22 protein-coding genes are annotated in these 26,983 nt (G+C 67.7%); 11 read left to right on the top strand and 11 right to left on the bottom strand.

Going from position 1 to position 26,983, the window contains the following annotated elements; all coding sequences use genetic code 11:
• Positions 1–1,955: PE family protein (locus AWC27_RS31960; protein WP_139836923.1), on the bottom strand; the 1,955-nt coding region annotated here is incomplete at its 3' end.
• A gap of 327 nt (positions 1,956–2,282) precedes the next feature.
• On the opposite strand from AWC27_RS31960, the gene AWC27_RS11425 reads away from it, so the two are divergent.
• A complete protein-coding gene (locus tag AWC27_RS11425) occupies positions 2,283–4,244 on the top strand; it encodes an acyl-CoA dehydrogenase family protein (protein ID WP_085670596.1) in 1,962 nt (653 codons plus the stop codon).
• 149 nt (positions 4,245–4,393) lie between these two features.
• On the opposite strand, the gene AWC27_RS11420 is transcribed toward AWC27_RS11425, so the two are convergent.
• The gene (locus tag AWC27_RS11420) at positions 4,394–8,116 is read right to left on the bottom strand and encodes a PE family protein (protein WP_085670595.1); all 3,723 of its coding nucleotides are present in this window, start codon (positions 8,114–8,116) and stop codon (positions 4,394–4,396) included.
• A gap of 162 nt (positions 8,117–8,278) precedes the next feature.
• Between AWC27_RS11420 and AWC27_RS11415 the strand changes: the two genes are divergently transcribed.
• Positions 8,279–9,283 carry a glutathione S-transferase family protein gene (locus AWC27_RS11415; RefSeq protein WP_085670587.1) on the top strand — a complete coding sequence of 335 codons (1,005 nt, stop codon included), beginning with the start codon at positions 8,279–8,281 and terminating at the stop codon, positions 9,281–9,283.
• Between the two features lie 115 nt (positions 9,284–9,398).
• On the opposite strand, the gene AWC27_RS11410 is transcribed toward AWC27_RS11415, so the two are convergent.
• Complete coding sequence (locus AWC27_RS11410) at positions 9,399–9,887, bottom strand: DUF2771 domain-containing protein (RefSeq protein WP_085670586.1); 489 nt, start codon at positions 9,885–9,887, stop codon at positions 9,399–9,401.
• Entirely contained in the window at positions 9,884–11,500 is a 1,617-nt protein-coding gene (locus AWC27_RS11405; RefSeq protein ID WP_085670594.1) for an MFS transporter, read from the bottom strand. The genes AWC27_RS11410 and AWC27_RS11405 overlap by 4 nt, the downstream gene beginning before the upstream one ends.
• 141 nt (positions 11,501–11,641) lie before the next feature.
• Between AWC27_RS11405 and AWC27_RS11400 the strand changes: the two genes are divergently transcribed.
• Positions 11,642–12,466 carry a DUF3027 domain-containing protein gene (locus AWC27_RS11400; RefSeq protein ID WP_139836921.1) on the top strand — a complete coding sequence of 275 codons (825 nt, stop codon included), beginning with the start codon at positions 11,642–11,644 and terminating at the stop codon, positions 12,464–12,466.
• Here the strand turns inward: AWC27_RS11400 and AWC27_RS11395 are convergent.
• Positions 12,463–12,918, bottom strand: a complete 456-nt coding sequence (locus AWC27_RS11395; protein ID WP_085670585.1) for an SRPBCC family protein — start codon at positions 12,916–12,918, stop codon at positions 12,463–12,465. The two genes, AWC27_RS11400 and AWC27_RS11395, sit on opposite strands and share 4 nt — an antisense overlap.
• 29 nt (positions 12,919–12,947) lie before the next feature.
• Positions 12,948–13,223, bottom strand: coding sequence for a DUF2530 domain-containing protein (locus AWC27_RS11390; protein WP_085670584.1), 276 nt, complete (start codon positions 13,221–13,223; stop codon positions 12,948–12,950).
• A 244-nt stretch (positions 13,224–13,467) separates the two neighbouring features.
• Here AWC27_RS11390 and AWC27_RS11385 point away from each other — a divergent pair, with 244 nt between their 5' ends.
• From AWC27_RS11385 to AWC27_RS11375, 3 genes are read left to right on the top strand one after another with little or no spacing between them, the layout of a single operon-like run.
• Complete coding sequence (locus tag AWC27_RS11385) at positions 13,468–13,899, top strand: Rv0880 family HTH-type transcriptional regulator (protein ID WP_085670583.1); 432 nt, start codon at positions 13,468–13,470, stop codon at positions 13,897–13,899.
• On the top strand, positions 13,896–14,711 hold the full coding sequence (locus AWC27_RS11380; protein ID WP_085670582.1) for a TrmH family RNA methyltransferase: 816 nt from the start codon (positions 13,896–13,898) through the stop codon (positions 14,709–14,711). The genes AWC27_RS11385 and AWC27_RS11380 overlap by 4 nt, the downstream gene beginning before the upstream one ends.
• Positions 14,708–14,974 carry a DUF2537 domain-containing protein gene (locus AWC27_RS11375; RefSeq protein ID WP_085670581.1) on the top strand — a complete coding sequence of 89 codons (267 nt, stop codon included), beginning with the start codon at positions 14,708–14,710 and terminating at the stop codon, positions 14,972–14,974. The genes AWC27_RS11380 and AWC27_RS11375 overlap by 4 nt, the downstream gene beginning before the upstream one ends.
• On the opposite strand, the gene sepH is transcribed toward AWC27_RS11375, so the two are convergent.
• The gene (sepH, locus tag AWC27_RS11370) at positions 14,957–15,739 is read right to left on the bottom strand and encodes a septation protein SepH (RefSeq protein ID WP_085670580.1); all 783 of its coding nucleotides are present in this window, start codon (positions 15,737–15,739) and stop codon (positions 14,957–14,959) included. The two genes, AWC27_RS11375 and sepH, sit on opposite strands and share 18 nt — an antisense overlap.
• A gap of 122 nt (positions 15,740–15,861) precedes the next feature.
• Positions 15,862–16,977, bottom strand: coding sequence for a phosphoserine transaminase (gene serC, locus AWC27_RS11365; protein WP_139836920.1), 1,116 nt, complete (start codon positions 16,975–16,977; stop codon positions 15,862–15,864).
• 156 nt (positions 16,978–17,133) lie between these two features.
• On the opposite strand from serC, the gene AWC27_RS11360 reads away from it, so the two are divergent.
• Both AWC27_RS11360 and AWC27_RS11355 read left to right on the top strand, forming a co-directional pair.
• Positions 17,134–18,171: an AurF N-oxygenase family protein gene (locus AWC27_RS11360; protein WP_139836919.1), complete on the top strand. Its 1,038-nt coding sequence runs from the start codon at positions 17,134–17,136 to the stop codon at positions 18,169–18,171.
• Positions 18,172–18,177: 6 nt separating this feature from the next.
• Positions 18,178–19,875 (top strand): FAD-dependent oxidoreductase, encoded by a 1,698-nt coding sequence (locus tag AWC27_RS11355; protein ID WP_085670577.1) that lies wholly within the window; start codon positions 18,178–18,180, stop codon positions 19,873–19,875.
• Between the two features lie 12 nt (positions 19,876–19,887).
• On the opposite strand, the gene AWC27_RS11350 is transcribed toward AWC27_RS11355, so the two are convergent.
• Both AWC27_RS11350 and AWC27_RS11345 read right to left on the bottom strand, forming a co-directional pair.
• On the bottom strand, positions 19,888–21,105 hold the full coding sequence (locus AWC27_RS11350; protein ID WP_085670576.1) for a PPE domain-containing protein: 1,218 nt from the start codon (positions 21,103–21,105) through the stop codon (positions 19,888–19,890).
• Positions 21,106–21,360: 255 nt separating this feature from the next.
• Positions 21,361–21,819, bottom strand: coding sequence for a VOC family protein (locus AWC27_RS11345; RefSeq protein ID WP_085670592.1), 459 nt, complete (start codon positions 21,817–21,819; stop codon positions 21,361–21,363).
• A 536-nt stretch (positions 21,820–22,355) separates the two neighbouring features.
• Here AWC27_RS11345 and AWC27_RS11340 point away from each other — a divergent pair.
• Positions 22,356–23,786: an Ig-like domain-containing protein gene (locus AWC27_RS11340; protein WP_085670575.1), complete on the top strand. Its 1,431-nt coding sequence runs from the start codon at positions 22,356–22,358 to the stop codon at positions 23,784–23,786.
• Here AWC27_RS11340 and AWC27_RS11335 read toward each other — a convergent pair.
• On the bottom strand, positions 23,783–24,904 hold the full coding sequence (locus AWC27_RS11335; protein ID WP_085670574.1) for a citrate synthase 2: 1,122 nt from the start codon (positions 24,902–24,904) through the stop codon (positions 23,783–23,785). The two genes, AWC27_RS11340 and AWC27_RS11335, sit on opposite strands and share 4 nt — an antisense overlap.
• Before the next feature lie 82 nt (positions 24,905–24,986).
• Between AWC27_RS11335 and pdxH the strand changes: the two genes are divergently transcribed.
• Together pdxH and AWC27_RS11325 are read left to right on the top strand one after the other, a co-directional pair.
• Positions 24,987–25,613, top strand: a complete 627-nt coding sequence (gene pdxH, locus AWC27_RS11330) for a pyridoxamine 5'-phosphate oxidase (protein ID WP_085670591.1) — start codon at positions 24,987–24,989, stop codon at positions 25,611–25,613.
• A 2-nt stretch (positions 25,614–25,615) separates the two neighbouring features.
• Entirely contained in the window at positions 25,616–26,896 is a 1,281-nt protein-coding gene (locus tag AWC27_RS11325; RefSeq protein ID WP_085670590.1) for an MFS transporter, read from the top strand.
• The last annotated feature ends 87 nt before the right edge of the window (positions 26,897–26,983 follow it).

The raw sequence follows: 26,983 nt of genomic DNA, 5'->3' as shown, positions 1-26,983 counted from the left end.
CCGCCGGACGCCCCGCCACCGCCGTCGCCGCCCCTGCCGGCGATACCACCGCTGCTGGCGTTGCCGCCCTTGCCGCCGGCCCCGCCGTCGGCCGCGTCGGCCGAGCCGGTGCCGTCGCCACCGTTTCCGCCGTTGCCCCCGTGGCCCTCGGTGCCGATGGTGCCGGCATGACCGCCGTTACCGCCGCGACCGCTCGGGCCGCCGGTGGCGTTATTGGTCGCGCCGGTGCCGCCGTTGCCACCGTTGCCGGCATGACCGACCAGAGCGCTGGTGGTGCCGCCGGTACCCGCGGTGCCGGCGTTGCCGCCGTTACCCCCGTCGCCGCCGGCGCCGTTGTTCGTCGTTGAGATTCCGTTGGCGCCGTTGCCGCCATTGCCGCCGGCCCCGGAGTTGCCGCCGGCAAGCCCATGAATTCCGGCGTTGCCGCCGTTGCCGCCGTTGCCGCCGTTGCTGCCGGTACCGCCGGCGGCGGTAGCGCTGGCGCCATTGCCGCCATTGCCGCCGGCACCGCCGTTGCCCACGGATCCGCCGCTGCCGCCGTTGCCGCCGTTGCCGCCGACCGTGGCGGCGGTGGGGGCGTTGAATCCGTTGCCGCCGCTGCCGCCGCTGCCGACGTTGGTGGGCAGCACACCGTTAGCGCCGCCGGTGCCGCCGGTCCCACCGGAGCCGCCGCTGCCCGGGCCGCCGCCGTGACCCCCGGTACCGAATGCGCCGGGATTGCCGCCGTTGCCGCCGGCCCCACCGTCGATGTGGACGGCGTCACCGGACGCGCCGGCCCCGCCGTCACCTGGGGTGCCGGCGTTACCGCCGGCACCGCCGGCCCCACCGTTACCGTTGGTCCCGGTTAGGCCTAAACCTCGGGCGTGGCCGGCATTACCGCCGACGCCGCCGTTGCCGCCGACCCCGCCGTCGCCGCCGTTGCCGCCGTCGCCGCCGGTGCCGTTGCCGGTGACGTAGCTACCCGCGGCGCCGTGTCCACCGTGCCCACCCACACCGCCGGCCCCACCGGTACCACCGACCCCGCCGGTACCGCCGTTGCCGGCGATGACGCCGCCCGCACCGCCCGCGCCGCCGTTGCCGGCGAGGCCGCCCGCGCCGCCGTTTCCGCCGGGTCCGGTTAGCCCGCTGTCGCCGATGAGGCCGGGCGCTCCGGCGCCGCCGGCCCCGCCGGTACCGCCGGTCCCGAACCAGCCGGCATCGCCGCCGGGACCGCCGTTACCGCCCGGGATGGCCGGGTTCAACGAGGGTGCGCCAGGCGCGCCGGGCCCGCCGTCGCCCAGCAGCAAGCCGCCGCGTCCGCCGGCGCCACCGGCACCACCGCTGTTGGCCAGGGCGATTCCGCCCGCCCCGCCATTGCCGATCAACCCCGCATCCCCGCCGGGGCCGGCGGCCGACGCGGCGGTGGCGGCCGCTCCGGGCCCGCCATTGCCGAATAACCAACCGCCATTCCCGCCCGCACCGCCATTGATTCCGGCCGTCCCCGCCGCACCGTTGCCGATCAGGCCGCGCCCGGTCAGTGCGACGAAAGGCGCATTGATCACCGGATCGACGACGGCAGCCAGCGGGCTGCCCAGCCACGCCTGGCCGAGCTGCTGAACCGGCTCGACCAGCAGAGACTGCGAGCCGGCAGCGGCCAGCGACTGGAGGCCCCCCAGCGGTTGCAGCGTTGAGACGTTGGTGGCCTCGGCGCTGCCGAACATCCGGCCGGCAGAAGTCAGGGTCTGGACAAAGCGGTCATAGAACGCGGCCGTCTGGGCGCCCACCGCCTGGTACTGCTGGGCGTGCGACCCGAAAAGCGCCGCGATGGCCACCGACACCTCGTCGCCGGCGGCGGCCAGCAGGGCGCCGGTGGGGACCGCCGCTGCAGCGTTGGCCGCCCCTAGGGCGGAACCAATGCTCGCCAAATCCGAAGCCGCGGCCAGCAGCATCTCCGGGGTAGCCACCACGAATGACACCTGCGCACCTCGCTATCAATTCATGGCAGCCGCACCGACCACACCATTCGTCGATCCATTTCGACGCCAAACGAGGGTACCGCTATCCGACGTACAAATCCGGCGTTCGGGCGATCCGGAAAACAACCGATGACTGGGTCCACGGTGACGGCAGTAGATACCCCATTTGTGTTGTGCTGGTGGGGATTCGGCGACGCAGCGGTCTGACTGATCGGTTGTGATCTGCCGGCGTTGGCTTTTCCGCCACTGGAGGCCGGTGGGGCCGTAGTATTCGGGAAGGAACCGGGTACTCGGGCCTTACACGTGATCGTGAGCAAGGAGACGGCGATGGCACAGCAAACGCAGGTCACCGAGGAGCAAGCGAGGGCCGTTGCCGAGGAATCGCGCGAAAGTGGTTGGGATAAACCATCATTCGCCAAGGAGCTATTCCTTGGTCGTTTCCCGTTGGACCTCATACATCCCTTTCCCCGGCCAACTGACGCCGAGGAGGAGCGCACGGCGGCGTTTCTGGCCAAGCTGCGCGAGTTTCTGAGCACCGTCGACGGCAGCGTCATCGAGCGCGACGCCGCCATTCCCGATGAATACGTGAAGGGGTTGGCGGAACTGGGCTGCTTCGGGATGAAGATTCCGTCGGAGTACGGCGGGCTGAACATGTCGCAGGTTGCTTACAACCGTGCCCTGATGATGGTGTCGACCATTCATCCCAGTATTGGCGCGTTGTTGTCGGCCCATCAGTCGATCGGGGTTCCCGAACCGCTCAAGCTTGCGGGGACCCCCGAGCAGAAGCGAAAGTTCTTGCCGCGCTGCGCCGCTGGCGCCATTTCGGCATTTCTGCTCACCGAACCCGATGTGGGATCAGACCCGGCGCGGCTGGGTTCTACGGCAACACCGGTCGATGACGGTCAGGCCTATGAACTCGAGGGCGTGAAGCTGTGGACGACCAACGGTGTGGTCGCCGAACTGTTGGTGGTGATGGCCCGCGTGCCCCGCAGTGATGGGCACCGCGGCGGCATCAGCGCATTCGTGGTGGAAGCAGATTCGCCCGGGATCACCGTGGAGCGGCGCAACAAGTTCATGGGCCTGCGCGGTATTGAGAACGGTGTGACGAGAATGCACCGGGTGCGGGTCCCCGCGGAAAACCTGATCGGCCGCGAAGGCGACGGTTTGCGGATCGCCCTCACCACGCTCAACGTGGGGCGGCTGGCGCTACCGGCGATGGCGACAGGGGCGGCGAAATGGTCGCTGAAGATCGCGCGCGAATGGTCGTGTGAGCGGGTGCAGTGGGGCAAGCCGATCGGCAAGCACGAAGCCGTCGCCCGCCAAATCGCATTCATGGCCGCGACCAACTATGCACTTGATGCGGTGGTCGAGTTGTCCGGACAGATGGCCGACGAAGGCCGCAACGACATCCGGATCGAGGCTGCGTTGGCCAAACTGTGGTCCAGCGAGGTGGCCTGCATCATTGCCGACGACCTGATGCAAATCCGCGGCGGCCGAGGATATGAGACGGCGGAGTCACTCGCAGCGCGCGGCGAGCGCGCGGCGCCCGTCGAGCAGTCGCTGCGCGACCTGCGGATCAACCGCATCTTCGAGGGATCCAGCGAGATCATGCGGCTGCTCATCGCGCGCGAGGCCGTCGACGCTCATCTGACGGCTGCCGGCGACCTCGCCAAGGCGGACGCCGCCTTGCGGGACAAGGCGGCGGCTGCCGTGGGTGCGAGCGGCTTTTACGCAAAGTGGTTGCCGAAACTGGTATTTGGTGAAGGGCAGCGTCCGACGGCTTATAGCGAGTTCGGGTCGCTGGCATCGCACCTTCGATTCGTCGAGCGCTCCAGCCGCAAGCTGGCTCGCAATACCTTCTACGGGATGGCGCGCTGGCAGGCCAAGCTGGAGCAAAAGCAGGGGTTCTTGGGACGGATCGTCGACATCGGTGCCGAACTGTTCGCCATGTCCGCGGCGTGCGTGCGGGCCGAGGCCCAGCGCGCCGCCGATCCCGCTGTCGGCAAGCAGGCATACGAGCTGGCCGAATTGTTCTGTCAGCAAGCAACTTTGCGGGTCGAGGCGCTGTTCCATGCATTGTGGACCAACACTGACAGCGACGATGTCCGGTTGACCAACGATGTGCTGGACGGGCGTTACACCTGGCTGGAGAGCGGCATCATCGATCCATCCGAGGGCACCGGACCGTGGATCGCGCCATGGGAGCCGGCGCCGTCCACCGAGGAGAATCTGGCCCGACGGTTTCTGACGGTATTGGACGAGGAGTCGTCGAGCCAGGCGAAGCTGTAGGGCTGCGCGCTGAAGTCGTTGTGGCCGCCTGATTCGACTGTGCACGTAGGGCTTTGGGTGTGCGCGTATGGCGCAGTCGCTGCGATTCTGCCGCCCAGCGCGCACACTCGAAGCCCACGATGCACACTCAACGATCAGGGCCAGACCTGTTAGGAGCCGACCGACCCCTTGGTGCCCGTCGTGCCCTCCTGGCCGTCTGCACCGCCCACACCGGAGAGGCCCGACAACCCCGGGTTGCCGGTGACGCTGCCGCCGCCCTGTCCACCCGTGCCGCCGTGGCCGCCGACACCGGCGCTACCGCCTTTACCGCCGTCGCCGCCTTGACCGGGCAGGAGGCCGAAGTCAGCGCGGCCGCCGTCACCGCCGGTACCGCCGGTCCCGCCGTTGGCGCCGGCGCCCGCGTTCCCACCGGCACCACCTCTTCCGCCGGTGCCGTTCGTCGCAGTCCCGCCGGTGCCGCCGGTGCCGCCCGCTCCGCCTGCGCCGCCGATTCCGCCGGTGCCACCGACGCCGCCGTTGCCTGATACGCCGTTGACGCGGCCATCGCCGCCGGTGCCGCCATGACCGCCGTTAGCTCCGGCGCCACCGGCACCGCCGGCGCCGCCCGCGCCGCCTGCGCCGCCGTTGCCGGACACGGTCCCGCCGGCGCCACCGGCGCCGCCGCTGCCGCCGGCGGCCCCGTCACTACCGGTCGTGCCCGCGCCGCCCTGGCCGCCGACGCCGCCCGTCAAGCCGGAGCCGCCGTGACCGCCGGATCCACCGCCAAAGCCGCCGGTGCCGCCCTTTCCACCGGTCGCCGCGCTGCCCGGCGCGTTGCCGCCGTTGCCGCCAGCGCCGCCGCCGACGCCGCCCGTCCCGCCGTCACCGCCATTGCCGCCGTTGCCGGTGATGCCGCCGAGTCCGCCCGTGCCGCCGTCGCCACCGGTGCCGCCGCCGCTGCCACCGGTTCCGCCCTTACCGCCATTGCCGCCGGTACCGCTGAAGTGGCCGCTGCCGCCGCCACCGCCTTTGCCGCCGGCCGCGGCGACCGAACCGTTTGTGTCCCCGCCATCGCCACCGGAGCCGCCCTTGCCGCCGTCGGAAGTCTGCAAGATTTGACCGCTGCCTCCGCTGCCGCCTTCGCCGCCGGGCTGGGCGCTGGTACCCATAGCGCCCGGTCCGCCGCTACCCCCCTCACCGTTGGGACCGGCACCATCGATGCCGGGTTGGCCGGTCGCTGCGGGTGTATTTGTTGACGCGGGTAGTGGCTGTGGGTTTTGGGCCGCCGCGCCGATCAAACCCTTGCCGCCGGCGCCGCCGGCGCCGCCGTTGCCGTTGGTCCCGGCGTTACCGCCGGCACCGCCGGCCCCGCCGACCCCGTTGTTGAAACCCTGCGAACCGCTGCCACCGTCACCGCCGTTTCCGCCGTCACCGTGGGAGGCACCGTTTCCTCCGTCACCGCCGTTGCCCCCATTACCGCCGAAGGAGCCGCCGGCGCCACCATTGCCACCTTTGCCGGCGATGCCGCCGTTGGCGGCGTTCCCGCCGTGCCCGCCGTTGCCGCCGGCGCCGCTGCCGAGCCCGTCTCCACCGTTGCCGCCGTCGCCGGCGGTAGCCGGGGTGCCGATGGTGCCGGTGTTCCCGCCGTCGCCGCCGTCGCCGCCTGACCCGCCGGCCCCGCCGTTGCCGCCGTTGCCGGCGTGCCCCAGCGCGGAGGTGGCGTTGCCGCCGTTGCCGCCGGTCCCGCCGGCTCCCGTCGTGGCGCCTTTGCCGCCACTGCCGCCGTTGCCGCCGTCAGCGGCAGCGCCGATAGTCCCGGCGTTCCCACCGGCTCCGCCGTTGCCGCCGCTCTTGTCGCCGAGCTGATTGTTGCCGCCGCCGTTGCCACCGTTGCCGCCGCTGCCGGCGGTGCCGCCGGAGGCGTTGCCGCCGTCGCCGCCGGCCCCACCGTTGCCGCCGCCATTGCCGTTGCCGCCGTTGCCGCCGGCGCCGCCCACGCCGCCGGTGCTGCCGTTGCCGCCGTGGCCGCCATCGCCGCCGTCGGCCGGTGGCCCGGTCGTGGAGCCGGTGCCGCCGTCGCCGCCCCGGCCGCCGTGGCCACCAGTGCCGATGCTTCCGGCGTCGCCGCCGTCGCCGCCGCGGCCGCCGGGTGCGGTGATTCCTGCGGCGGTAGAGCCGTTCCCGCCGTCGCCGCCGCTGCCGGCATTGCCGACGGTGCCCGCCTGGGTACCGCCGTTTCCGACGGCGCCGGCATTGCCGCCATGGCCGCCCGCACCACCGGCACCCGAATTGACGCTCAAGGTGCCCTTGCCCCCGTTGCCGCCATTGCCGCCGCTGCCGGAATCGCCGGCGGCCAGGCCGTGGACGCCCGCATTACCGCCGTTGCCGCCATGGCCGCCGTCCCCGCCGGCCGCGCCTGCGGTGCTGGCGTTACCTCCATTGCCGCCGGCACCACCGGCGCCGCCGTTTCCGACCGAGCCGCCCGCGCCGCCGTTGCCGCCGCTGCCGCCCAATGCGCCCGGGGTGAGGGCGCTGAATCCGGCGCCCCCGTCGCCGCCGTGACCGCCACTGGTCACGACGGCGCCACTGAGGCCGGTCGCGCCGATGGTGCCGCCGCTTCCGCCGACGCCCGCGTTGCCGCCGAGGCCACCGGCGCCGACGGCTCCTGGGTTGCCCCCGTTGCCACCGGCCGCGCCGTCGATGTGTAAGGCGGTGCCTGCCGCGCCGACTCCGCCGTCACCGGGTAACCCGGCGTTGCCGCCGGCCCCGCCCGCGCCGCCGCTGCCGTTGATGCCGGCATCGCCCAGGCCTCTGGCCGCGCCTGCATTGCCGCCGGTTCCGCCCGCCCCGCCAGCCCCACCGTCGGTGCCGTTGGTGCCGTTGCCGCCGGTGCCGTTACCGGTGCCGAAGTTGCCCGCCGCGCCGTCGCTGCCGTTGCTGCCATGGCCGCCATGCCCGCCGGCCCCGCCTACGCCGCCGTCGCCGCCGTTGCCCCAGAGCGTGCCGCCCATACCGCCGGCTCCGCCGTTGCCGCCGACGCCGCCCGTCCCGCCTGCCAGGCCTGGAGCGCCAAGTCCGCCGGCCCCGCCCATGCCGCCTTTGCCGTACCACCCGGCGTTGCCGCCGGGGCCGCCATTACCGCCGGGGATCAGGGGGTTGAGGGATGCCGCGCCAGGTGCTCCGGCCCCGCCGTCGCCGAAGTAGAGGCCGCCGTTGCCGCCGGCCCCGCCGTTGCCGCCGGAGTTAGGGAGCGCCGCACCGCCTGCGCCGCCGTCGCCGAACAGGCCGGCGTCGCCACCGCGACCGGCGGCCGTGGTGGCCGTGGCGGCGGCGCCGGCGCCGCCGTGGCCGTAGAGCCAACCGGCGTTGCCGCCATTGCCGCCGTTGACGCCGGCCGCACCGGCCGCGCCGTTGCCGACCAGTGCACGACCGGTCAGGGCGGTGAACGGCATGTTCAGCACTGGGTTGACGATGGAGCCCAGTGGACTGGTGAGCCAGGCCTGACCGGCGGCATCGACCGGCTCGATGAGCAACATCTCGGGCGCATTGGTGAGGGCGGCCTCCAGCCTGGCTAGGGGAGCGGTGTCGGCCGCGGCGGCGCCCAGCCACCGGGCGTTTCCGGCCTCGGCGCCGGCGAACATCAACCCGGTGTTGTTCAGGGTCTCGACGAATTGGAGGTGCCAGCTCGTCATCTGTGTTCCGAGCGCTTGGTATTCGGCGCCGTGCTGGCCGAACAGCGAGGCGATGGCCGCCGACACTTCGTCGCCGGCGGCAGCCAACAGGTTCGTTGTCGAGGCCGCCGCTGAATTGGCCGCATCAATGGTCGACCCGATACCCGCGAGCTGAGAGGCCGCGCGAACGATTGCTTCCGGCGAAGTGCTGACGAACGACAACGTGTGGCCTCTATTCATTTCACGGCAGCCCTGCTGCCCGACCGACCCGACTCAGTCGGCAGAAACTCTATGCTTGGTCGGGGGAATCAATCGATTGTTCGTAAAACTGGATTCGTCCCAGATGGTCGGCTCGCAGTGGGGTGTGCGGGCAATATTGTCGGTATGGGTTCCTACGTCGCCGGGACCGGCGAATTCAACCGCGACACCAACTACATCACCACTCGCATCACCGCCGACGGGCGTGATGGTTACCCGGTAGAGCCGGGTCGCTATCGGCTCGTTGTCGCCCGGGCATGCCCATGGGCTAACCGCACCATCATCGTGCGACGGCTGCTGGGCCTGGAAGATGTTCTCTCCATTGGGTTTTGCGGGCCCACCCACGATGAGCGCAGTTGGACCTTCGATCTCGATCCGGACGGTCTGGACCCGGTGCTGAAGATCCCTCGCCTGCAGGACGCCTACTTCAAACGGTTCCCGGATTACCCCAAAGGCATCACCGTTCCGGCGATCGTCGACGTGCCGACCGGCGCCGTGGTCACCAACGACTTCGCCCAGATGACGCTGGACTTCTCCACCGAGTGGACGGCATACCATCGCGACGGCGCGCCACAGCTATACCCCGAACGGCTGCGGGACGAGATCGACGAGGTGAGCACGCGGATCTACACCGAGATCAACAATGGCGTGTACCGGTGTGGGTTTGCCGGTTCACAGGAGGCCTACGAGGCCGGCTACGACCGGCTGTTCACGGCGCTGGATTGGGTCAGCGATCGGCTGGCGACGCAGCGATATCTGGTGGGCGACACCATCACTGAAGCCGATGTGCGCCTGTTCACCACGCTGGCGCGTTTCGACCCGGTGTATCACGGGCACTTCAAATGCAATCGGTCCAAGCTTTCCGAGCTGCCGGTGTTGTGGGCCTACGCGCGAGACCTGTTCCAAACGCCGGGTTTTGGCGACACCGTCGATTTCGTGCAGATCAAGCAGCACTACTACATCGTGCACGCTGACATCAACCCCACCCGCATCGTGCCCAAGGGGCCGGACTTGTCCGGCTGGTTGGCGCCGCATGGCCGAGAAGCTCTGGCGGGCAGGCCTTTCGGAGACGGCACGCCGCCGGGGCCGCCGGTCGAAGGTGAGCGGGTGCCGGCCGGTCACGGGGCGTAGTAGGTAATCGAGTGTGCATCAGGTGATTCGGGTGTGCATTCATGGCGGGATCTGCGCGATCTGCCCGCCCAGGAGGCACACTCGAAGTCACAGGCGACTCAATACGTCAGGCGACTCAATACGTCAGGCGTACAGACCATTCCGCGTGCGGTGCTTCGCGTAGCTCACCGGCAGGGTCGACCACAAGCGTCAGCAATTGCACGACAATGCCGGTCAACCGGCCGCGGTGCGGGTCGACGGTGGGAATGGTGACCGCCAGCCGGCTGTTCGGCCGAAACAGTGTGGTGGTCGTGTTGGTCGGGTCTTCATACACCTGCAGCAACCGCCAGGGCGCGCGCGAAATCGCCTCGGGTACCGACAGCTGGACCGGATAGCGTTCGGTTACCGGCAGTGCGCCCTGTGTCTGCGGTGTCTGGCAGTCGTCGAGGTTGAGCACGTTGCAATACATGTACGGCCCGACGCGGGTCAGGTGGCCATGCGAGTAGGCGCTGATTTCGGGTCGTTGCGGACCCGGCTCGCGCACCAGCAGCCACGCGCCGACCCCGGCGCCGATGGACAGCACCATTACCACGACCGCGATCAACACGGCCGCACCGCGTTTCACTGGGGCATCACTCCCGTTGCCGAAGCGCCGACGCGCCGGCCCTCCTGTTCGACCATGACGGGCCGGTTGCCGCCGAGGCCGGGGATCAACGAGTCGCCACGGAAACTCACGATCGTCTGTGCCAGGCCCGGGATCAGTAGTGCGGTCACGGCGGTGAAGCCGACCCACAACTCCGTGTAGACCAAAACCCCGACCGCGCCGCCGAGCACCCAGGCCAGCTGCAGCGTCGACTCCGACCGCCCGAACGCCGACGCGCGCGATTCCTCGGGTAGGTCATCCTGCAACGACGCGTCCAGCGAGGCTTTCGCTATGGCGCTGGACCCCGAGGTGATCAGGGTGGCGATAGCCGCGGCGATCAAGTTGCCGGCTACCGCGGCCGCCACCGCGAACACGGTGACCACCACGGTGCAGCGCACCACCAAAACCGCGGGCCGGCCCAGTTTGAGCCGCGCGCTGGTGAAGTTGCCGGCGAAATTGCCCACTGCGGCCGCCGCACCGATCAGGCCCAGCATGGCCAACTGAACCCAGCCGTCGGCGTCGTGGGCCTTTGCCACAAACGCCGGATACAGAAACAGGAAGCCGACCATCACCTTGATGGTGCAATTACCCCACAGCGACGTAATGATGTTACGGCCCAACGGTTGTCGCAGCGTCGCGCCGACCTTCTTGACCCCTTTGACGCTCTCCGGGTGGCTTCGGCGCAGCGGACCGCTGTCGCGGTGATAGCTCAACGTGGTCGGAACCTCGCCTGCGGTCACCTCAACCCACCGGGGAATCCGCATGGACAGGAACGCGCCGACGATCGTGATCGCGACGACGACGAACAACGCGCCCGGCATCTTGAACAAGTGCGTGCAGGCGAATTCGACACCGGCCGCCACCGCGCCGCCGGCGATGGTGCCACCGAGCAGACCGAACACCGTGAGCCGGGAGTTCACTCGCACCAAGTCGATCGTCGGCGGCATCACTCGCGGGGTAACGGCGCTGCGCAGCACGCTGAACGACTTGGAAAACACCATCATTGCCAACGCACAGGGATAGAGCACCCACGATGGGAAACTGCCGGTGGCGCCGTCGTAATTGATGATCAGCAACAACGCCAGTGCCGTGCGCAGCGCGAACGACATCGCCAGCGCTACCCGGCGGCCGTGCTGCAGCTTGTCCAGGGCGGGGCCGATGAGTGGTGCGATCACGGCGAATGGCGCGATCGTAATCAACAGGTAGAGAGCCACTTTGGATTTGCTCTCGCCACTGGCCGCCGCGAAGAACAGGGTGTTGGCCAGCGCGACGGCCATTGCGGAGTCCACCGCGAAGTTCGCCATCACCGGCCAGGTCAGCGCGGTCAGGCCGGACTTGTCCGCACCGTCGGCGGTGGCGGCCCGCTGGACCATCCAGTACATGCGGGAGCCCATTTCGCGGCTGCGCATGGCCGCTGCGCGGGTGACGGTGATCCGTTCGCCGTTGTTTAAGCCACGCGGAGGTGTCGGTGGTGTGCTGTCGCGTTCGGGTTCGGATTGGCGTCCCAGCGGCGGCAGGTAGCGGTTGGCGCTGGGCATCGGCGGCGGACGCCGGCCGCGGCGATAGGCGGAGTCGTCGGCGGGGTAATTGGCCATGCCGGGGTGCTCATTGACACGCCGCCGTTCGGACACGGTTCAATTCTGTCCTATGCCGCGTTTCTGCGGAGCCAACCGGGTGTGGCTCGTCCGCCGTGTCTTCCGGCAGTATGGGATACGCATCGCAGAGAAGGGGAGAGCGTGACCGGACCCACCGAAGAATCCGCAGCAACCATGGTGGCCGAGTGGCCCGAAGGGTTGGCCGCGGTGCTGACGGGCGCCGCCGACCAGGCCAAAGCGGCTGTTGCGGAGTTCAGTGGCGAGGAGACGGTCGGGGACTACCTGGGCGTCAGCTACGAAGATCCCAACGCCGCGACGCACCGGTTCCTGGCCCATTTGCCCGGGTATCAGGGCTGGCAGTGGGCCGTTGTCGTGGCCACCTATGCAGGTTCGGACCATGCCACGATCAGCGAGGTGGTGCTGATCCCCGGGCCCACCGCGCTGCTCGCCCCGGAGTGGGTGCCCTGGGACCAGCGGATAAAGCCAGGGGACTTGAGCCCGGGCGATCTGCTCGCGCCGGCTAAAGACGATCCGCGGCTGGTTCCGGGCTACGCCGGCAGTGGCGACCCGCAGGTCGATGAGACCGCGGCCGAAGTGGGACTGGGCCGGCGCTGGGTAATGAGCGCCTGGGGCCGCTCTCAGGCGGCCGAACGTTGGCACGAGGGCGACTACGGCCCCGACTCGGCGATGTCGCGGTCGACCAAGCGAGTGTGCCGCGACTGTGGTTTCTTTCTGCCGCTAGCCGGATCGCTGGGCGCGATGTTCGGGGTCTGCGGCAATGAACTTTCCGCCGACGGCCATGTCGTCGACAAGCAGTATGGCTGCGGCGCCCATTCCGACACGCCGGCTCCTGCAGGTAGTGGCTCACCTGCGTATGAGCCGTACGACGACGGCGTGCTCGACGTCGTGGAACGGCCGGCTCCGCCAGAACCGCCGGCGGAGCCTCCGGCCGAACCGTCTGCCTAAGCCTTTTCGGCGGCTGCCTTGAGTCTGGCGAGCGAGGTGTTCATGCCATCGACGAGCTCACGTTCGAAGTTCGTGGTGCCGCCCATGAGCGCGTTCACCGACAGGTTGGAGAACGCGCTGACGCCGTTTTCGGCATGGCGGCTCTCGATTACCCGGGTGCCTTGGCCGTTGGGCTCCAGCTCGTAGCTCCATACGCTGCCGTTGGTATTGACCCGAAACGCCAGCTTCTGCTCCGGGATCACCTCGGTGACGGTGGATGTGGTGGGCCAGAACAGCCGGTTGCGGCGGTTGAGGTTGAACGTGCGAGTGCCCTGACGGAGCGGACCGAAGGACTTCATCCAGCGGCACTGCGGGCTCCACTCCGGCATTCGCCGAAAATCGGATATCAGTGTCCAAACTTTCGACACGGGGGCATTGATATCAACTTCAGCTCGCAATAGCGGGGCAACCATTCGTCCTCCCATAGGCGAATTTTTTGCATTTATTTAGGGTCGACATAGTTTTCGAGTCCGGCTTGGGCGCCGCGCGCGCCGCGCCGCGCCGCGGCCACTTGCCACACGAAGATGCACGTGCCGAGGCCACCGGTCACGAGTCCGGCAACAGTCACCGGACGCCAGCTTTCGAGGCTGGGTATGAGGAACGCCGCTGCGGTGGCATTGAGCCAGGCCAACGCGCCGACGGTGATGACGGGCCATATCTCCAGCAACGCGGACGGCAGTGCGGGCAACTTCTGGCTTTCGGCGGGTTCGGGGCTCATCGTTCTTTCACCATAACGCGGGCCGGGCGGCACCGCCGGACCCCGATGGTCACATCAGTCACTTCAACGCCAACGCGGGTCGGCATGGTCAAACCGAAAACGTGATACCGCGGGCGATATCGCCTTTTTTCGTGCGCGGAATTTCGCCGCCACAAACCGGCGGCAAACCGGCCGCAAAAGGGACGAAGTCCATCGTTTGCCGGTTTTCATAGCGAGCACATAGGTTCCGTTGTAACCTCGCGCTGTGCCCGACAGCGACGCGCGGTTGGCCAGCGACTTGTCGTTGGCGGTCATGCGGCTGGCCCGGCAACTGAGGTTCCGCAATCCGTCGTCGCCGGTGTCGCTATCCCAGCTGTCGGCGTTGACGACCTTGGCCAACGAGGGCGCGATGACGCCTGGAGCGCTGGCAATCCGGGAGCGGGTACGGCCGCCGTCGATGACGCGGGTGATCGCTTCGCTGGCCGATATGGGCTTCGTGGATCGCGCGCCGCATCCCGTCGACGGCCGGCAGGTCCTGGTCTCGGTGTCCGAATCCGGCGCCGAGCTGGTCCGGGCGGCCCGCCGGGCGCGACAGGAGTGGCTGGCTGAGCGGCTCGCGACGTTGGACAGCGGAAAACGCGACATTCTGCGCAACGCCGCCGACCTGATCTCGGCCCTGGTCGACGAAAGCCCGTGAACGGCGACGTTTACGACGTCAGCGATCCCGACGACCCGCGGCTGGACAACTTTCGCGACCTGAACAGTGTCGATCGCCGCCCAGACCTGCCCACTGGAAAGGGACTGGTGATCGCCGAAGGTGTCCTGGTCGTGCAGCGCATGCTGGCCTCCCGGTTCACCCCATTGGCGCTGCTGGGCACCGACCGCAGGCGCACCGAGCTCAAAGACGACTTGGCCGGTGTGGAGTCGCCGTATTATCGGGTCTCCGCCGAGGTGATGGCGCAGGTGGTCGGCTTCCATCTGAATCGCGGGGTGCTGGCCGCCGCGCGTCGGGTGCCAGAACCAAGCGTTGCCCAGGTGGTCGAAGGTGCCCGCACCGTCGCGGTGCTCGAAGGCGTCAACGACCATGAGAACCTCGGGTCGATCTTCCGCAACGCGGCGGGCCTGGGTGTGGACGCGGTGGTGTTCGGCAGCGGCTGCGCCGATCCGCTCTACCGGCGCGCGGTTCGGGTGTCCATGGGTCACGCCTTACTTGTCCCGTATGCACGGGCCACCGACTGGCCCGCTGATCTGGTGAAGCTGAAGCAAAGTGGCTTCCGGCTATTGGCGATGAGCCCGCAAGGTGCAGACCCGCTGCCCGCGGCGATGGACGCGGTGCGCGACGAGCGGGTGGCGTTGCTGGTGGGTGCCGAAGGGCCCGGTCTGACGGCGGCCGCGCAGCGGATCAGCGATATGCGAGTGCGCATTCCGATGTCGCGCGGCACCGACTCGCTCAACGTCGCGACGGCCGCGGCGCTGGCCTTCTACGAGCGGAATAGGCTTGCCTGGTGAACGACGAGTCCGTCCCTTGGGCAACAGGTTTGGCGGTGGCGGGATTCGTGGCCGCGGTGACCGGAGCCGCGATTGTCGTCCTCAGTCTCGGCCTGATCCGCGTGCATCCACTGCTGGCGGTGGGGCTGAACATCGTGGCGGTCGGCGGCTTGGCGCCGACGCTGTGGGGCTGGCGTCGCACCTTGGTGCTGCGCTGGTTCGTCTTGGGCGCCGGCCTCGGGGTGGCAGCCGCGTGGCTGATATTGCTAGCGCTGGCCGCCTGAGCGAACCCCGAGCAGTACATCCTCCCAAGCCGGAATGGCCGGCTTGCCCCGCCGGCTGCTGACGGGCGGTTCGGACGGCGCTGGGGCCTGCGGCTTGGCAGGTTCGGCAGCGGCCTCGACGGCGTCGACGGCATCGAAGGAGAGGTGGGCCACCGGCGCCAGCGGCCGCAGCGGAGTCTTGAAGTCCGGGTCGATCAGCTCACTGGCCGCGTCGTCGATCGCGGTGACCGTGCCGCCGTGCGCGCCCGGAGTGAAGCGGAAATGCGCGACGTTGTCGCTGCGGCCGGCCTTCCAGGCCAGCTGTACCGTCCAACGGCTGTCCTCATTACGCCACGCGTCCCAGCTGAGCATTTCGGTGCTCAGGCCGCGCTTCACCAGCGCCGCGGTAACGGTCTCCAGCAGCGTCAGTACCGCGGGGCCGTCGGCCAGCAACGGGTGCGCTGCCGTTGCCAGCTCCGCGGCACGCAACCGCTCCAGCAATACCGGGTGGGCGAACCGCTTGATCCGCGAGATGTCGGAACCCGACGCGGCGGCCACCTGTTCGACGGACGCGCCGGCCCGGATTCGTGCCTGAATTTCCTTGGGGCTCAACAGGTTAGTGATCTGGATATCGAGATGCGGTTGCTCGGGCGGCGCTTCATCCTGTTTCAGTGCGTCGCGCAGCAGATCGTCGACCGGCAGTTTGAACTTCTCGGCTGAGTGGGCCCCCTCGCAGATGAGGTATTTGCCGTCGGCGTCGAGCCCAACCACTCTGAGTTCCCGCATGGTTTCTCCTCGCAGGCTCCGTGCAGGCCAGCACTGGACCTGATACGTGCGCACTCTAGACCGACAAACGCCGTTAACCTCGTTGACACGCGGAGCCGGCCGGCGGGTTCGTCAGAGCCGCACTAAAGCCGCTCGACCACCCAGTCGATGCATTCGATCAGTGCGCTGACGTCGTCGGGCTCGATGGCGGGGAACATCGCGATCCGCAGCTGGTTGCGGCCGAGCTTGCGGTACGGCTCGGTGTCGACGATGCCGTTAGCGCGCAACGTCTTGGCCACCACCGCGGCATCGACGTCGTCGACGAAGTCGATCGTCCCGACCACTTGCGAGCGCAGCGCCGGATCGGCGACGAACGGCGTGGTGTACGGCCGGTCCTGCGCCCATGAATACAGCCGCTGCGACGAGTCCGCCGTGCGCTTGACGGCCCAATCCAGACCGCCGTTGCCCAGCAGCCAGTCGATCTGCTCGGCCAGCAGGATCAGCGTGCCGATCGCCGGGGTGTTGTAGGTCTGGTCCTTGACACTGTTCTCGATCGCGATCGGCAGCGACAGGAACTCCGGGACCCAGCGACCGGAAGCGGTGACGGACTCGACGCGGGCCAGCGCGGCCGGGCTCATGATGGCCAGCCACAGGCCCCCGTCGCTGGCGAAGTTCTTCTGCGGCGCGAAGTAGTAGGCGTCGACGTCGGTGATGTCTACCGGCAGGCCGCCGGCTCCGGAGGTGGCGTCGATGAGGACCAGCGCGTCGCCCGAGTCGGCCGGCCTGCGCACCGGCACCGACACGCCCGTCGAGGTCTCGTTGTGCGCCCACGCGATCACGTCGACGGACGGATCCGATTGCGGCTCGGGCGCGCTGCCGGCTTCGGCCTTGACGATGATCGGGTCGCCGACGAAGGGGTTCTTGGCGACGCCCGAGGCGAACTTCGAGCTGAACTCGCCGTAGGTCAGGTGCAGCGAGCGCTTGTCGATCAACCCGAATGCCGCGGCATCCCAGAAGGCCGTCGTGCCACCGTTGCCAAGGATTACCTCGTAACCGTCGGGCACCGAGAACAGCTCGGCCAGCCCCTTGCGAACCCGGCCGACCAGATTCTTGACCGGCGCTTGGCGGTGCGAGGTGCCGAACAACGCCTTTCCGGCAGTCAGGGCCTGCAGTTGCTCTGGGCGGACCTTTGACGGTCCGCAGCCGAAGCGGCCGTCGCCGGGTTTGAGGTGAGCGGGAATCTCGAGCTGGTCAGCCATGGCCATCAGGGTAATGAGCGACTCTGCGACGTAGCTGAACGGCCCTATAGAGGTCGCTGCCGTGTGATCTGAAACACAGGAAAGTGTTCATTTCCCGGTACCAGCGGTACCGTGTTCCGTAACCGTCCGAGACGAACCTCATTGAGGAGGCTGCTCATGGCTGCTGTCAAGGCTAGGACGCGCATGGTTCGACGTTGGCGCCGCAACATGGAAGTGCGGGACGACGCCGAGTATGTGGAAATGCTCGCCACACTGTCCGAGGGGTCTGTGCGGCGAAACTTCAACCCGTATACCGATATCGATTGGGAGTCAACGGAGTTCGCTGTCATCGACAACGATCCCCGGTGGATTCTCCCGGCGACCGACCCGCTGGGCCGCCACCCCTGGTACCAAGCGCAGTCGGATGAACGCAAGATCAAGATCGGGATGTGGCGGCAGGCCAACGTGGCCAAGGTTGGGCTGCACTTCGAGTCGATTCTGATCCGCGGGCTGATGAACTACACGTTCTGGGTGCCCAACGGGTCGCCAGAATACCGCTACTGCCTGCACGAATCGGTTGAAGAGTGCAACCACACGATGATGTTCCAGGAAATGGTCAACCGCGTTGGCGCCGACGTTCCCGGAATGCCCCGGCGGCTGCGCTGGATTTCGCCGGTGATTCCGTTGGTGGCCGGGCCGCTGCCGGTGGCGTTCTTCATCGGCGTCCTTGCCGGCGAGGAGCCCATCGACCACACCCAGAAGCAGGTGCTGCGGGAAGGCAAGTCACTGCACCCGATCATGGAGCGGGTGATGGCGATTCACGTGGCCGAAGAAGCCCGCCACATCTCGTTCGCCCATGAATTCCTGCGCAAGCGGCTGCCGAAACTGACTCGCCGGCAACGGTTCTGGGTTTCGCTCTACTTCCCGCTGACCATGCGGATGTTGTGCAATGCGATCCTGATTCCACCCAAGGCGTTCTGGCAGGAATTCGACATTCCGCGTGAGGTCAAGAAGGAGCTGTTCTTCCGGTCGCCGGAATCGCGAAAGTGGTTGCGCGACATGTTCTCCGACGTCCGGATGTTAGCCTATGACACCGGCCTGATGGAAAACCGCTCCGCACGCCTGATGTGGCGGATCTGCAAGATCAACGGCAAGCCGTCGCGCTACCGTAGCGAGCCGCAGCGTCAGCACCTGGCCGCCACGCCTGCCGCGTAAGTCTTTATGCCACACGTCATTACGCAGTCGTGCTGCAATGACGGGTCCTGCGTTTTCGCCTGCCCGGTCAATTGCATTCACCCAACCCCGGATGAGCCGGGCTTCGCGACGTCGGAGATGCTCTACATCGATCCGGTGGCCTGTGTGGATTGCGGTGCCTGCGTGAGTGCCTGTCCGGTGGGCGCGATCGCACCCGACAGCCGGCTGGATGCCAAACAGCTGCCGTTCGTTGAGATCAACGCGTCGTATTATCCCGACCGCCCGCCCGGGGTGAAGCTGCCTCCCACCTCGAAGCTGGCGCCGGTGATTCCGGCTGCCGAGGTGCGCAAGCGCAGCGAGCCGCTGACGGTGGCCATTGTGGGGTCGGGGCCCGCGGCGATGTATGCCGCCGACGAGTTGCTGGTCCAGCATGGCGTGCGGGTCAATGTCTTTGAGAAGCTGCCCACTCCCTACGGGCTGGTGCGCGCCGGGGTGGCGCCGGATCACCCCAACACAAAGCAGGTGACTCGGCTGTTCGACCGCATCGCCGGGCATCGCCGGTTCCGGTTCTACCTCAATGTCGAGATCGGCAAGCACCTGAGCCACGCCGAATTGTTGGCACACCATCACGCCGTCGTATACGCCGTTGGTGCACCCAACGACCGCCGGCTCGACATCGAGGGCATGGGTCTGCCCGGCGCTGGGACCGCCACGGAGCTGGTGGCGTGGCTCAATGGCCATCCCGAGTTCGCCGATTTGCCAGTCGATTTCACTCACGAGCGGGTGGTCATCATCGGCAACGGCAATGTCGCCCTCGACGTGGCGCGGGTGCTCACCGCCGACCCGAATGCGTTGGGCCGCACCGACATCGCCGCCCACGCGCTGCGCGCATTGCGCGCCTCGGCGGTTCGAGAGGTGGTTGTCGCGGCGCGTCGTGGGCCGGCGCATTCGGCGTTCACCCTGCCCGAACTGGTCGGATTGACCGAGGCGTCGCACGTGGTGCTCGATGCGGCCGACCACCAGCGGGTGCTCGACGACCTGGCGACGACGACTGATCCACTCACCAGGAACAAGCTGGAGATCCTGCGCACCCTGGCCCACGCCGGTGCCGCGCCCGAGCCTGGATTGCACCCGCGCATCCGGCTGGCATATCAGCTCACTCCGCAAAGCGTTTTCGGCCAGGACCGGGCCGGCGGTGTCGAGTTCTCGGTCACCGGTACCGAGCAGCGGCGCCGGATCGATGCCGGCCTGGTGCTGACGTCGATCGGCTACCGCGGCAAACCTATTTGCGGCCTACCCTTCGACGAAGTTGCGGCGGTGGTTCCGAACGACGGCGGCCGGGTCGTCGATCCGGCCACCGGCCGGCCGGTACCCGCGACGTACGTCGCGGGCTGGATCAAACGCGGGCCGACCGGCTTCATCGGCACCAATAAGTCGTGTTCTCTGCAAACGGTCCAGGCGCTCGTCGCCGACTTCAACGCCGGCGGACTGACCGACCCGGTGGGCAGACCGCGGGCACTGGCCGAGCTGGTGCACGCCCGGCAACCCGACACCGTCGACGCCGCGGGCTGGCGCGCCATCGACGCCGCTGAGATCGCGCGCGGCGGCGACGGGGGGGAAGGGGGCCGCCCGCGCGACAAATTCACCGTTGTTGCGGACATGCTGGCGGCTGCCGCCCAGCAGACGCCGCCGCGGCGGCGGCGTCTGCTGGCACGACTGCGCTGACTAAGGCCGCCGCTAGCCGCCAAGCCTCGCATCACCGGCCACGCCGACGAGATTCGAATCCCAGGTGGCCGGCAGCATCGGCACTCGAGGGCCGCCGCCCAGTTCGGCATCCACCGTCAGCAATCCGGCAGCCTGCGCGGCGGGCCCCTTTGCTGCGGCGCCGGTAAAACCCCACGCGCTGGCACTGGGACCAGCCACCGTCACCGCGTTGACGGCCACAGCCGTAGCGGGCGCAGTGGCCACACCGGCCGCAGCGCCGGCGTGCGACAAGCCTGAAACCGCGGACAATGCGAGACCTGGAGCTAGCGAACCGGCCAGAGTCGAAATAAACGCAACATTCAGATCCATGATCCATTGAATGACGAGATTTCCGATCTCGTAGCCCATAACGAAAGGAAGAAGCATAATGGCCGCAGCTTCCACACCGATTGTCAACCACGCCAGCGCCAAATATTGTAAAACTTCTGCGGCCAGATCTGATTCACCGGTCAAATACGCCAATAATGCGCCGATGAGCATCAATGGTGATAATAGAATTACAGCCATCAAATACAAATAAAAAGCTGGTATGGCGAGAATCTCGGTGGCGGCGACTTTGATCAAGTCCCATAAGATCTGCATTAGCGGAAACGGCTGGTAGCCGATGGCATGGATCGCCGCGGCGGCGATGCCGCCGGCCTGACCGACACCGGGTTTGACGATGATCGGTGCCGGGGTCGTATGTGGGGTGCCGGCTGATGCGGTGGCGCAGACAGCCTCGTAGACGCACATTGTGGTGGCCGCCTGAATCCACATCCGCACATAGTCGCTCTCGTTGAGCGAGATCGGAATCGTATTAATGCCAAAGAAATTCGTCGCCAACAGCACTGAATGAGTGGTGTGGTTGGCGGCCAGCTCGCCCAGCGTCGGCATTGCCGTCAAAGCCGCCGCGTAGGCCGTCGCCGCAGTCTCATGCGCCGCCGCGACCGTTGCACTATCGGCGCTGGCCTGCGTCAGCCACGCCACATACGGCGCGTAGCCACCCAGACAGCACTGCGCGCTGGGGCCCTGCCATGCCCCCGCCTGCATCTCACCCAACACCGCAGTGAGTTCGTCGGCCACTGCTGCATAATCGGCACTCAGCGACGACCATGCCCCGGCAGCCGCCAGCAACGAAGCGGGTCCTGGGCCGGCGCTTAACAATCCCGAATGCACCTCCGGCGGGGCGGCCATCCAAATGGGTGCGGTCATGCCGAAAACTTCTTCCAGCCCATTTCACGCAATCTGCACCACCAAGCTTCGAAAATCGTCTGACTGGGTAATCGCAGGCCGCCGAAGCTTTTACCAGGCAGCGGCATTACCTAGCCAAAGTGATAAACGAGTGCAAGGTCGGTTGTCCAATAACGATCTGCTACCACTCAGTAGACAAAAGCTATTGAACCGTCGCCCAAGTGGTGGCGGTCGGGACGCCGCAGGCGCCGCGTCACGCGGCGCCTGCGGGCCCGGCTAGCTGCTCGCCTGCGCGGACATAGCCGCCTGGATTTCCTCCATGCTGAGCTCGCGCACCGGCTGTCCCAGCGACCAGTTGTGCCCGAACGGGTCGGCGACTGCGCCGTACCGGTCGCCCCAGAACTGGTCCGCCAACGGTGTCACCACGGTGGCGCCGGCATCTAACGCCCGCTGGAACTTGGCGTCGACGTCGGTGACGGTCAGGTGGATCGTGACCGGGGTGCCGCCCAGCGACTTCGGGGTCATCGACTTGCCGCCGCACATCTCGGGGAAGTCGTCGTTGAGCATCACGGTGGAGCCGTTGATGCGTACCGCGGCGTGGATCAGACGGCCGTCGGGACCTGGCACCCGGCCCAGCTCCTCAGCGCCGAACGCCTTGACGTAGAAGTCGATCGCCGCTGCTGCGTCGTCGACGACGAGGTGGGGGATGACTGCGGGTTCGACGTTGATCGGCATGACGGTCTCCTTGCTATCGGTGTCCCAGCTGGGCTTCTCGGATATTGACTCCGGCCGCGATGCAAACTCATCGCCGCGGGGCCCATTCAATCGCGGGGCACCGACAAGTTTCCGCCGAGTCAGGATGGACGTCTCGGAATCGGTACGGTTGCGCATCGACACGCGCACGGTTGTGTCACGGTACGGACGCCGTTCTTTCGAGGCGGGGATCGAATCATGCCGGCTGCCCATGAGGCGGCACCACGGGCCGCAACGTTGCGGGATAACATGGTCGGCGGCCGGCAGACGCAATCCCGGCGGGACTCGAACACGCTCTACAACAGCGCTTTTGGGCGTACTGCGCTCGCCACCGCCGTGGCGTGGCTACGTGTGCGCGACTTAGCGGCGCGATTGCGCTCGGCACCGACACCAGGGGTCCGACGACTCCGAAGACCCTTATTGACAATCGCTCTAAGGGTGCTCAGACTTCGCTTCACGTTAGGGACGGCTCGGTTGTAGTTCGCGTCATGAACCAGGTGGACGCATAGGGAGAACCGATGGATTTTGCCAACCGTATCGGGGTGTTGGCGGTTGTGCTGGGGCTGGGAGCGGCGATGTCGTTGGCCGAAGCGATTGGCTATGCCGAGCCCTCGGATTCTGGCGCTGCGTCCGGCGAACCCCGGGCAGGCCTGTCGTCACCGCCGAGCGGATCGGGCGCTGGTGCCGCCGCGGCGCAGCTCAATCCCGGCGACATCCCTAACGATCTGCTCAATGCCCTGATGGACTTTCTGGCCGCGGTGCGCAACGGTGCTACGCCCGTCATCTTCAACCGCACTCCGGTCGCGACGCCGCAACAAGTCAGTGTTCCCACGGGCGGCACCGTCGGCCCGATCCCGTTCACCGCCTACGACCCGGACGGGAATCGGATGACCTTCAAGGTGAACCCGCGCGGTACACCGGGTGGGCCCCAACACGGCGTCGTGGCCGTCGACCAAACAGCCGCCAGCTTCACCTACACCGCCGACCCTGCTTTCGTTGGCAGCGATACCTTTACCGTCGCCGTCAGCGATGACACCAGCCTGCACGTGCACGGCCTGGCGGGATACCTGGGTCCCTTCCACGGGCATGACGACGTGGCTACGGTGACTGCCTTTGTCGGCCCCACCCCGACCACGACGATTACCGGGGATTTCAGCATGTTGACGTACAACATTGCGGGCCTGCCCTTTCCGCTGTCCAGCGCAATTCTGCCGCGGTTCTTGTACACCAAAGAGATTGGCCAACGGCTCAGTAACTACTACGCGGCCAATGTCCAGGAGGACTTCGCCTACCACGATTTCCTGGTCAAGAAGTCCCGAATGCCCAGTCAGACACCGCCGGAGCCGCCTTCCTTGCTGTGGCCGATCGGTGTCCCGTTCTCCGACGGGCTCAACACGCTGGCGCAGTTCAAGGTGAAGCGGCTGGACCGGCAGACTTGGTGGCAATGCAACCGCGACAACTGCCTTACCCTGAAGGGCTTTACCTACAGCCAGTTACAGCTTCCCGGCGGCTTGACGATCGACCTCTACAACCTGCACGCCAACACTGGGGGTGGCGTCTTGACCAACGCCAACCTGGCCCAGCTCACTACCTATCTCCAGCAGAACTCTGCGGGGCGTGCGGTCATTCTCACGGGCGACTTCAACTCGCTGTACTCCGACAACCAGAACGCCCTGTTGCAATTCGCCTCGAACAACTCACTCACCGACGCCTGGGTAGAGGTGCAGCACGGCCCGACCGCGCCGCCCTATGCCCCCGCATGCCATATCGGCAACGAATGCGAGCTGCTGGACAAAATCTTTTATCGAAGCGGGCAGGGTGTGACGCTGACCGCCACCGGCTACAGCAACGAGGCGCCGAAGTTCCTCAATTCCAAGGGTGAACCGCTGTCAGATCACAGCCCGCCGATGGTCACCTTCCAGTACACCGTCGACAACAGGGAGCACTAAGCGGTGGTGCGGACTCGGTCCCAGCCCTCGACGGATTCGGGGCTGCGCGGGCCAGGCCCGACGTAGATGGCCGACGGGCGGACCAGCTTGCCGAGCCGCTTCTGCTCGAGAATGTGGGCGCACCAGCCCGCGGTGCGGCCGCAGGTGAACATCGCCGGCATCATCCGGGCCGGCACTCGGGCGAAGTCCAGAATCACCGCGGCCCAGAACTCGACGTTGGTCTCGATGGCGCGGTCCGGGCGGCGCTCCCGCAGCTCGGCCAGCGCGGCCTGCTCGACGGCCACCGCGACCTCGTAGCGCGGAGCTTTGAGCCGCTGCGCGGTCGCCCGCAGCACCCGTGCCCGCGGGTCCTCCGCGCGATAGACCCGGTGGCCGAAGCCCATCAACTTCTCACCGCGGTCCAGGATGCCCTTTACCAGGCCACGTGCATCGCCGGTCTGCTCGACCTCTTCGAGCATCGGCAGCACCCGCGCCGGGGCGCCACCGTGCAGCGGCCCGCTCATCGCCCCGATCGCGCCGGACAGTGATGCCGCCACGTCGGCGCCGGTGGAGGCGATGACCCGGGCGGTGAACGTCGAGGCGTTCATGCCGTGTTCGGCGGCCGATACCCAGTAGGCGTCGATGGCCTCGACGTGCCGAGGATCCGGTTCGCCCTGCCAGCGGGTCATGAAACGTGCTGTGACAGTGGGGCATTCGTCGATAATGCGCTGAGGCACCGCCGGCTGATAGATGCCGCGGGCGGACTGTGCGACGTAGGACAACGCCATCACGGATGCCCGCGCGAGCTGGTTGCGGGCCGTTTCGTCGTCGGTGTCGAGCAGCGGTTGGTAGCCCCAGATGGGTGCCAGCATCGCCAGGCCGGCCTGGACATCGACCCGGACGTCACCGGTGTGGATCGGCAGCGGGAACGGCTCGGCGGGCGGCAGTCCGTGGCCGAACCTTCCGTCGACCAGCAGTGCCCACACGTCGCCGAAGGTGACCCGCTGGCTCACCAGATCCTCGATGTCGACGCCGCGGTAGCGCAGCGCGCCGCCGTCTTTGTCGGGTTCGGCGATTTCGGTGGTGAAGGCAACGACGCCTTCCAGGCCGGCGACAAAATTTTCCGGGACGACAGTCATGGGCGAAATTCTCGCACCCCACCCCCGGCCCGACGCTACCGGCCGGTAGCAACTCCCGGTGGCCCCCAGTAACGTGGTCCGGATGGCACGACCAGAGGCCCAGCACGAGAAAGACGGCACCTCCGACCTCGATGTGGACTGGCTCAGCGACGGCTGGCTTGCGTTGTTCCGCAAGTGGTTTGACGACGCCGCACGCGCCGGCGTTGCCGAGCCGACCGCGATGGTGCTTGCTACCGTCTTAGACGGCAGGCCGGTCAGCCGATCGGTGTTGTGCAAGGGCTTCGATGAGACCGGAATCACCTTTTTCACCAACTATGACTCGGCCAAGGGGGCCGAACTGGCGGTTACGCCGTATGCATCGGTGACCTTTCCCTGGTACCAGCTGGGGCGACAGGTGCACATCCGCGGTCCGGTGAGCCGGGTCGAGCGCCAGGCGACCGAGGACTACTGGTCCAAGCGTCCCCGCGGCTCGCAGCTGGGCGCCTGGGCGTCGCGCCAGTCGCAGCCGATCGCGTCGCGTGCGGCGCTGCTCGAACAGCTGGCGCAGGTGACCGCACGCTTCGCCGACACAGAGCAGATACCGGCCCCGGCGAACTGGGGCGGCTACCTGCTGTCACCCGAGGTGGTGGAATTCTGGCAGGGCCGAGAAGACCGGCTACACAACAGGATTCGCGTCGTTGGCGGTTTGGTTGAGCGCTTGCAACCGTGACGGTGCGGCTGTTCGCGGATACCACTCCGTTGCGGATACCCGACTTTCGCAGGCTGTGGATCGCCGGCATTCCGACGGTCATCGGTGCCAATCTGACCGTCTTCGCCGTGCCGGTACAGATCTACGCGCTGACCCAGAACTCTGCGTATGTGGGCCTGGCCGGCTTGTTCGCGCTGCTGCCGCTGCTGGTGTTCGGCCTGCTGGGCGGGGCGTGGGCCGACGCCATGGATCGGCGCCTGCTGTTGATCATCTCGTCGTGCGGGCTGGCGGTGGCGGCGCTGCTGCTGTGGCTGCAGGCGGCGCTGGCGCTGAACGACGTGTGGGTGGTGCTGTGTCTGCTCGCGCTGCAGCAGGTGTTTTTCGCCGTTAACTTCCCGGCCCGCTCGGCGGCGATTCCGAGGATGGTGCCCCCGGATCAATTGCCGGCGGCCAATGCGCTGGGTATGACCGTCAACCAGTTCGGGGCGATCGTCGGCCCGTTGCTGGCCGGCCTGCTGCTGAACTGGGTCGACCTGTCCACGTTGTATTTGATCGACGCGTTGACTTGCCTGGCGCCGATCGGGGCGACGTTGCGGCTGGCGCCCATGCCGGTGGGCGCCGCGGCGCGCTGGGGTCCGGGCGCGGTGCTGGAGGGCTTTAGGTACCTGGCCGGCAACGCCGTGGTGCTGATGTCGTTCGTGGTCGACCTGATCGCGATGATCCTGGGCATGCCGCGGGCGTTGTTCCCGCAGATCGCGCATCAAAGCTTCGGCGGTCCCATCCAGGGCGGCTCGGCGATCGCGTTGTTGTCCGCGGCGATGTCGGTCGGAGCCGTGGCCGGCGGCGTGTTCTCCGGCTGGCTGCCCAAGGTCGGACGGCAGGGCCTGGCGGTCGTGGTCGCCATCGTGGCGTGGGGCTTGTCGATGGTGGGCTTCGGTTTGGTCACCGGGCTGGCCGACGGCCGGACCGGCCCGCTGTTGTGGGCGGCGTTGGCGTTCCTGGCTTTCGGCGGTGCGGCCGACATGGTGTCGGCCGCGTTCCGGCAGACGATCCTGCAGCAGGCCGCCTCCGACGACCTGGTCGGGCGGCTACAGGGCGTGTTCACCGTCGTGGTGGCCGGCGGACCGCGGTTGGCCGATGTGCTGCACGGGGCCGCCGCAGCCGTGATTGGGACGACGGCCTCCGCCGCCGGGGGTGGGGCGCTCGTCGTGTTCGGAATCGCGTTAGCCCTGCTTGCCGCGCCGGTGTTCGTCCGCTACCGGACACCGGGCGGCTGCGGAACCCCGCAAGAGCAGCAGACCTGACCCCGGGCAGGCGGCCGCGCGTGTCAGCGACTACCTTCACCTATACGTATCCATACGCACTTAGTGCGGCAGCCACAGTCAGCAAAG

Source organism: Mycobacterium szulgai, from assembly GCF_002116635.1.
Lineage (GTDB): Bacteria > Actinomycetota > Actinomycetes > Mycobacteriales > Mycobacteriaceae > Mycobacterium > Mycobacterium szulgai.
This window is presented reverse-complemented; position numbering and strand designations above follow the sequence as displayed.